The sequence below is a fragment of the uncultured Nitratireductor sp. genome, from assembly GCF_913053745.1.
GTDB lineage: Bacteria > Pseudomonadota > Alphaproteobacteria > Rhizobiales > Rhizobiaceae > Nitratireductor.
In genome coordinates, this window is record NZ_CAJXGF010000186.1 from 1 (window position 1) to 7,556 (window position 7,556).

A 7,556-nucleotide genomic window follows, 5' to 3' on the forward strand; every position below is an offset into this window, starting at 1 on the left:
TGCGCGCGGAATTGATCGAGCGGGTAGAAAACAGGTTTCGGCTCGGCCTGATCGATGAGCGCGTGCTTGCGTGCCAGGCTGGTGAGGGCCTGGGGGCCATAGGTGCCCCACGGCATGATGGCGGGGCGGATGCGCCGGTTCGGGAGCCAACGCTTCAGCCGCCTCTTCCTGGCAACCTTCGGATCGACCCAGGGTGGGATGTAGCCGTCTCGGAAAATACCCAGCAACTCACCGACGATCGGAAGGTCCTTGTCGAGTTGGAGGATCGCGCAGTTGATCGAGTCCGGACGCTCGAAGCCCATGATGGTTTGCTTTCGTTTGCGAACGGGTTTCAGACAGACCATGTCCATGTCCGCCCACAAACCGGCATTCCTGGCTTGCAGCATGTAGCGAAAATAGTCCGAGGCGAGCGCGAAGGACCCGGTCTTGCGTTCGCGCAGACTTTGTATCCGTTCGAACTCGACGGTTCTGGTCGCATCCACAAGACGTACGCCGTTGGGCGCATTTGTGACGGTGTCGTAAACATGCAAGAGGACAGGATGCCCGCAGGCAAGAAAGCTCAGCATCGACAGTTGTTCATTGAGGCCGACGCTCTCGCCGACCCAGAGCATATTTACAGGCAGAAGTTTTTCTTTACTCATATGTTATTCGTCTATTTCTATTTTGTGAATGTATGTTGAATTATTTCTGAAAGTATTCGGAATATTAAGTAAGTGAACATTTATGTAATGAATCTTCGCCGGGCGGAGGACCGTCTGAAAACGCTTCGCCGACGTTTCGGCGAAGCGGGGCTTTCGTTCGAGCGGATCGAGGGGGTCGACGGACGTCTTCTGGAGCAGGCGGAACTGCAACGTCGCGTTCCGGCCGACGGGCGATGGGGTCGCCTGACGGCGGGCGAGGTTGGCTGCTTTCTCAGTCACCGTGCTTGCTGGAGGGCCTTTCTCGACGCCGGTATCCGCCACGCGGCGATCTTCGAGGATGACGTTTTTCTTGGCGAGAACGCTGCCGCGGTCCTGGGAGATGACGGCTGGGTTCCGGGGGACGCGGACATCGTCAAGCTGGAAACGACCGCCTCGCGCGTCTATCTGGATACATCCCCGCGGGGGATGATCGATGGCCGGCGGGTGCAGCGTCTCCGATCCTCGCACTATTGCGCTGCGGGTTACATCGTCTCGCGCGATTGCGCAGAGCGTCTGTTGCGGCAAAGCGAGACTTTTTGCGAGGCGCTGGACGATTTTCTTTTCAGCGCGCTTTCACCCGTTTTCTCCACCTCGGTTGTCTATCAACTCTCGCCGGCGGTGTGCGTTCAGGAATGGGGGGTGAAGGGTGAAGGCCGGACGCAAGACCCCGGAACCAGCATCGAAGGACGAGAGGTCAAGCAGCGTCATGGACTGCCGCCCGCGCGACGTTTAAAGGAGATCTGTAGCAAGGAGTCGCGCAGCCTGATGAACAAGTCTCTGAGCATGACGGGGCAACGCCAGCGGTTGAGAGTGGAGTTTCGGTAGCGTGGGGGGACGGGGCTGGCTTTCCAGCGTTGACGACCTCGCCGCCGATTGGCGGGGCCGCATATTCGTGTTCTGGCTGGGGCCGGCGAAACTTTCGCCAGCGCGGCTCGAGGGGTTGCGCACGCTCGAGAAGGCCGCGTGTCGGATACATCTCGTCACGGAGCGAACGCTGGCGGGTTTCGCGTCTCCCGATCGACCCTTTCACAGCGCATTCGAATATCTCTCTGCGATCCACCAATCGGACTATCTACGCGCCTATTTCATGCATCATTTCGGCGGCGGCTACTCGGATATCAAGCGCTGCGGCGCGTCGTGGGAACCGGCTTTCGATGCCGTTGTGGACAAGAACGCCCTGGGTGCGGGATATCGCGAGGTGCCGGGCGGTATGGCGCGCTTCCGCAAGTCGATGGTGGACGGTCAGCGCTATTTTCTCGAAAAGCCGGTCGGTCGCGTCGAGATGGCGCTGCGGTACCGGTGGACCAAGCTTCGGCGCGATCGTGTCATCGGCAATTGTGCCTTTATATTCCGGCCGGACACGGAATTCACGCGGCGTTGGCTTTCGATCGTCGAGCAACGGCTCGACATTCTTCTGCCGCACCTCAAGGCCAATCCGGCGCGCTATCCCAAGGAAGTGCCGGGCGTCGATTACGGCGACGGGCCGTCGCGCTATCCGGTGCCGTGGAGTTTTCTGCTGGGCGACATACTTGCCCCGCTGACGCTGGAATACCGGGAGCGCATTCTGCAGACGCTGCCCGTGCCGGATTTCGAAAACTATGAATAGAAGTGGGGCAGTTGCGGCCGCAATCGGCTATTCGATGGCCACGAGGCCTTCGTCCTTCACCTGCCGGATGGTCAGCGCGGTGCGCACCGTGTCGACATTGGGCGCGGAGGTTAACTGCTCGATCACGAAGGTCTGGAAGGTGGTGAGGTCGCTTGCCACGCAGTGCAGCATGAAATCGGAATCGCCCGAAACCATCCACGCGCGCCGCACGATCGGCCATTGCAATGTGCGCTGGGCGAATGTCTTGAGCTCGGTTTCCGACTGATAGTGCAGGCCGATCAGGCAGAAGGCGACCACATCGTAGCCGAGGGCGGGCGAATTGAGCAGGGCGCGATAGCCCTTGATGACGCCGCCTTCCTCCAGCCGCTTGACGCGCCGCAGGCAGGGCGGCGCCGAAATGCCAACGCGCCGGGACAATTCGACATTCGTCATCTTGCCGTCGGCCTGAAGCTCACGCAGGATTTTCCAGTCGATTGCGTCAAGATCGGCCTGTAGCGGCATAGTGTTTCCCATTTCTGTTGCGAACGCGCGAGAATCTTTCACCGGCGCGAACCGAAATTAGGGCAAGCGCCGGGCCAAGCCAAGCAATGCATTCACGGGGAAGGCGCACTATCCACCGTGTTTGAAGGCTTTTCGAACCCATTTATGCGGGGAGCGGCATTCGGTAGCTGTTGGAAACCCATTCCTCGCCTTGCAAGATGGGGCGGTGAATACTTAGATCATGTCACCGTTTCGTTTTGGATGGCGGCCTTGAAAGGTGGCCGTCCCGATGTGCGTGTCGCCGCCGGGATGGTTGAGCGATGCCTGTTGAGCTTTAAGATGCGCTGCTGCGGCAAAGGTTCGCTCAGCAGGTCAGCGAGGAAGAAAGGATTTCTCCATGTCACGTCGTCACGCGCCCGTTCTCATCATCGGTTCGGGACCGGCCGGATACACGGCCGCGATCTATGCGGCGCGCGCAATGTTGAACCCGCTCCTCGTGGCCGGTCTGGAACAGGGCGGCCAGCTCACGATCACCACCGATGTGGAGAATTATCCCGGCTTCGCCGATCCGATCCAGGGGCCCTGGCTCATGGAGCAGATGCGTGCCCAGGCGGAAAATGTCGGCGCCGAGATCGCCAACGACCTGATCGTCGAGGCGGATCTCTCCTCGCGTCCTTTCCGTTTCAAGGGCGATTCGGGGGCCGAATACACCTGCGACGCGCTCATCATTGCCACCGGCGCCAAGGCAAAATGGCTGGGGCTTCCCTCCGAAGCGACCTTTATGGGGTTCGGTGTGTCGGCATGCGCGACATGCGACGGCTTCTTTTATCGCGGCAAGGATGTGGCGGTTGTCGGTGGCGGCAACACGGCCGTCGAGGAAGCGCTGTACCTTTCCAACCTTGCCAAATCGGTGACACTTATCCACCGGCGAGACGAATTGCGATCCGAGCGTATCCTTCAGGAACGTTTGATGGCGAAAGAAAATGTAAAGATCGTGTGGGACACGGTGGTCGAAGAAATTACCGGCGCGCCCGCAAAACCGCCCATGCCGGCATCGGCCTCGGGCGTGCGTGTGAAGAACGTGCATTCGGGCCAGGTCTCCGACCTTGCCGTCGACGGCGTCTTCGTGGCGATCGGCCATGCGCCCGCGGTCGAGTTATTTGAGGGAAAGCTGAAGCAGAAGCCCAATGGCTATCTGTGGACGCAGCCCGGAACGACCCAGACCGATGTTCCGGGTGTGTTTGCCGCCGGAGATGTGGCAGACGACATCTATCGCCAGGCCGTGACGGCGGCAGGCCTTGGTTGCATGGCCGCGCTGGAGGCTGAAAAATATCTGGCGGCGATGGAAACGAAAAAGGAAGCTGCCGAATAAAGCGGGAACGACGCGGCGACAGGAACGGGCGGCAACGCTCATGACGGTGCAAGCGCCTGACAGAGGAGAACGAGGCGTTGGACTGGGACAAACTCAGGGTTTTTCACGCCGCCGCCGAGGCGGGCTCGTTTACGCACGCCGCTGAAACGCTGCATCTTTCGCAGTCGGCGATTTCACGCCAGGTGAGCGCTTTGGAGCTGGAAGTCGGCGTGCCGCTTTTCCATCGGCATGCGCGCGGACTGGTGCTGACCGAACAGGGTGAAATGCTCTATCGCACCGCGCATGAAGTCTTGATGCAACTCGAAAGCGTCCGTGTGCGTCTCACCGAGGCGAAGGATCGCCCATCGGGCCTTTTGAAGGTGTCCACAACGGTGGGGCTCGGGACGGGCTGGCTGACAGAGCGTCTGCCGGAGTTCATCGAACTCTACCCGGACATCGAGTTGCAGCTCATTCTGGACAATGAGGAACTGGACCTGACCATGCGGCAGGCCGATTGTGCAATCCGCATGCGCCAACCGCAGCAACCCGATCTGATCCAGCGCAAGCTGTTCACCGTGCATTTCCATTTGTTCGCTTCGCCATCCTATGTGAACAAGCATGGCAAGCCGGCCTCGATTGCCGATCTGGACAAACATCGGATCGTGACCTTCGGCGAGGCCGTGCCGCCGCATCTGAGCGATATGAACTGGCTGGAGACGGCTGGCCGGCCGGAAGGATCGAAACGGCAGACCGCGCTTCAGATCAACAACATTCTGTCGATCAAACTCGCGGTTCAGCGTGGGGCGGGCATTGCCATGCTTCCCGATTATGTGGTGGGCAAAAGCAACGATCTTGTGCAGCTTCTGCCCGAAACCGCCGTGCCGTCATTCGACACCTATTTCTGCTATCCGAACGTGATGAAAAACCAGGCAAAGCTTCACGCTTTCCGCGATTTTCTTATCTCGAAATCCCGACACTGGGCATTTTGACGCAGTATTTCGCAAGAAATACCGCGTGTTATGCAAAATTGCATGGGTGAAATGCAAAAACACGTGGTTGTTATTTAGGCGTTCATTGCCCATATCAGAAGCACTCCCGGGGGCGTTCTCCTCCCATTTGCCCTCGCGAGTGTTCCCCTCTGGAGGTTTCGCCTATATGGCACTTCCAACGACTAAGCCGGATCTCCGTGATCCGGCTCTTTTTTTATCTGCCATCGAGAATCGAGCGGTCACCGATAAAGCGACGCGCTTTCCAGCCCTTTGTAGAGGCCGGCGACTTCCTCGGCATAGCCGTTGTAAAGCTGTGTGGGCACGCGTTCGCCCGTGTGCAGGACACGCTCCTCCACCTGGCTCCAGCGTGGGTGTGGCACATCCGGGTTCACATTCGCCCAGAACCCGTATTCGCTGGCGGCAATCTCCTCCCAGAAGCCGATCGGCTGTTGATCGGTGAAAGAGATTCGGCGGATCGATTTGATGGACTTGAAGCCGTATTTCCACGGCAAGGCGAGGCGCAGCGGGGCACCGAACTGTTCCGCAAGCGGCTTGCCATAGGCGCCGGTAACCAGAAAGGCGAGATCGTTCGTCGCTTCCTCCATCGTCACGCCTTCCACATAGGGCCAGGGATACCAGACCTGCTTCTGGCCGCCGGCGATGCCGGGATCATTGAAGGTTTCGAAGCGGACAAAACGGGCGGATGAAAGCGGCCTGGCCAGGGCGAGGAGCGCGGAAAGCGGAAACCCGGTCCAAGGCACCGTCATCGACCACGCTTCCACACAACGGTGGCGGTAGAGGCGTTCTTCCAGCGCCATGCGTCTGACCAGATCCTCGAAGGCGATGGTTAGCGGTTTCTCCACCAGCCCGTCGACCTCTATGTCCCAGGGGTGGGTGACAAGCGCCTGCGCCGCGCGCGCGATCTGCTTGTGCGAACCGAATTCGTAGAAATTGTTGTAGGAACCGCTCACCGCTTCGGGCGTGAGTGCGCGATCGACCGTGTAGGTCCGGTTGCGCTGCGCCGGATAAAGGAAGGTCGTGCGCGCGGCGGCGTCGCCTTGCGTTTGCGCCTTAACCACACGCGGCACGAGCCCGGCGCCCGCAAGCGCCAACCCCAGACCGGCAAGAACGGCGCGACGGTTGGCGAAAACGAGCTCGGGGGTCGCCGCGCCTTCGGCAACGGCCCAACGCGGAGGCCGGTGAATGGCGGGCATGGCGTTCTCCGACAGGTTTCGAACCGTTCCAAGTGGTAGAGTCGCTTGTCCGCGTTTCAAAATCACGACGTTTCACGATTGCGTGCCGGCCCGGCCGATTTTCCAGACATTTTCGGTTATGCGGCTTTGCCCTGCGCGTTCAGGGCCGCATCCGCCAGACGTCCCGTTAACTCCGCCATGTGATCGAAGGTAGCGCGGTAGCTGGCAACGCCTGCCGTCGCGGATCGCAATTCGATGATCAGATCGCCGGTCTCGGAGGCGGGGATCATTGCCTCAACCACATCCCAGCCGCTCCAGCCCGGCCTGGCGTCGAAACCCAGAATCTGCCCGCGCCTCTGCGACAGGATCGCCGTGATGCGCGCTGTCGCGTCCGAGGGAGTGTAGACTTCGATCTTGAGAACCGGTTCCAGAAGAACCGACGAACAGTCGCCGAGCCCTTCCTTCATTGCCAGGCGTCCGGCGAGCTGAAAGGCCATATCGGATGAATCGACAGAATGGTAAGAGCCGTCGGCAAGGTTCACGGCAAGATCGATGACGGGAAAGCCGAGAGGGCCGGATTTCAGATACTCCCGTACACCCGCTTCAACGGACGGAATGTATTGTTTCGGCACCACGCCGCCGGTGATCGTGTCGGTGAACTCGAAGCCCGTGCCGCGGGGCAGGGGGCGAATGTCGAGCACCACGTCGCCGAACTGTCCGTGACCGCCCGACTGCTTCTTGTGTCGGCCGCGCTTCGTGGTGCCTTTGCGGATCGTTTCACGATAGGCGACGCTCGGTGAAGACGTGTCCACGGGGATCTGATATTTCCCTTCGAGACGCTCGCACGTAACGCGCAGATGCATCTCCCCCTGACCGCAGACGATGGTTTCGCCTGTTTCCTGTCTCTGTTCGAGACCGAGCGAAGGATCTTCCTCGGTGAGTTTCTGGAGAGCAAGCGAGAGCTTCGCCTCGTCCTTGCGCTCGGTGGGGCGCACGGCTGCGAAATACACCGCTTGCGGGTTCTCGAAGGCCGCAAGCGGGGCAATGGCGATCTTGGCCGTGGTAAGCGTGTCGCCCGTTTGTACGCCGTCGAGCTTGCCGAGGGCAACCGTGTCGCCGGTTTCCGCCTTGCCAAGCTTGTTCTGTTCGCGTCCAAGCAGTGTGTAGAGGCCGGAGATCTTGTCGACGGTTTTGAGCGTGCGCAGTTCCGTCCCGTCGGCTATCGTTCCGCAAAGCACGCGGGCGACGGAGAGCTTG

8 protein-coding genes are annotated in these 7,556 nt (G+C 60.2%); 4 read left to right on the forward strand and 4 right to left on the reverse strand.

The genetic code is table 11. The features are described 5' to 3' along the window. A partial coding sequence (locus tag QZ638_RS21035; RefSeq protein WP_295814091.1) for a glycosyltransferase occupies nucleotides 1-641 on the reverse strand: 641 nt, incomplete at its 3' end. 72 nt (nucleotides 642-713) lie between these two features. Between QZ638_RS21035 and QZ638_RS21040 the strand changes: the two genes are divergently transcribed. Both QZ638_RS21040 and QZ638_RS21045 read left to right on the forward strand, forming a co-directional pair. Beyond that, nucleotides 714-1,505: a glycosyltransferase family 25 protein gene (locus QZ638_RS21040; protein WP_295814095.1), complete on the forward strand. Its 792-nt coding sequence runs from the start codon at nucleotides 714-716 to the stop codon at nucleotides 1,503-1,505. 1 nt (nucleotide 1,506) lies between these two features. Next, the gene (locus QZ638_RS21045) at nucleotides 1,507-2,286 is read left to right on the forward strand and encodes a hypothetical protein (RefSeq protein ID WP_295814098.1); all 780 of its coding nucleotides are present in this window, start codon (nucleotides 1,507-1,509) and stop codon (nucleotides 2,284-2,286) included. A gap of 27 nt (nucleotides 2,287-2,313) precedes the next feature. Here the strand turns inward: QZ638_RS21045 and QZ638_RS21050 are convergent, their stop codons facing one another. Further along, entirely contained in the window at nucleotides 2,314-2,787 is a 474-nt protein-coding gene (locus QZ638_RS21050; protein WP_295814101.1) for an Lrp/AsnC family transcriptional regulator, read from the reverse strand. A gap of 376 nt (nucleotides 2,788-3,163) precedes the next feature. Here QZ638_RS21050 and trxB point away from each other — a divergent pair, with 376 nt between their 5' ends. Together trxB and QZ638_RS21060 are read left to right on the forward strand one after the other, a co-directional pair. Then, nucleotides 3,164-4,138, forward strand: a complete 975-nt coding sequence (gene trxB / locus QZ638_RS21055; protein ID WP_295814104.1) for a thioredoxin-disulfide reductase — start codon at nucleotides 3,164-3,166, stop codon at nucleotides 4,136-4,138. A gap of 77 nt (nucleotides 4,139-4,215) precedes the next feature. Beyond that, on the forward strand, nucleotides 4,216-5,106 hold the full coding sequence (locus QZ638_RS21060) for a LysR family transcriptional regulator (protein ID WP_295814107.1): 891 nt from the start codon (nucleotides 4,216-4,218) through the stop codon (nucleotides 5,104-5,106). 239 nt (nucleotides 5,107-5,345) lie between these two features. Here QZ638_RS21060 and msrP read toward each other — a convergent pair whose 3' ends face one another. Together msrP and QZ638_RS21070 are read right to left on the reverse strand one after the other, a co-directional pair. Then, nucleotides 5,346-6,320 carry a protein-methionine-sulfoxide reductase catalytic subunit MsrP gene (gene msrP / locus QZ638_RS21065; RefSeq protein WP_295814109.1) on the reverse strand — a complete coding sequence of 325 codons (975 nt, stop codon included), beginning with the start codon at nucleotides 6,318-6,320 and terminating at the stop codon, nucleotides 5,346-5,348. A 116-nt stretch (nucleotides 6,321-6,436) separates the two neighbouring features. Further along, nucleotides 6,437-7,556, reverse strand: a 1,120-nt coding sequence (locus tag QZ638_RS21070) for an elongation factor G (RefSeq protein ID WP_295814112.1), incomplete at its 5' end; no start/stop codon positions are given.

Bases quoted from the DNA above. Each gene is read 5' to 3' on its own strand.
- QZ638_RS21050 (WP_295814101.1), bottom strand. From the start codon at position 2,787: ATGCCGCTACAGGCCGATCTTGACGCAATCGACTGGAAAATCCTGCGT.
- trxB (WP_295814104.1), top strand. From the start codon at position 3,164: ATGTCACGTCGTCACGCGCCCGTTCTCATCATCGGTTCGGGACCGGCC.
- msrP (WP_295814109.1), bottom strand. From the start codon at position 6,320: ATGCCCGCCATTCACCGGCCTCCGCGTTGGGCCGTTGCCGAAGGCGCG.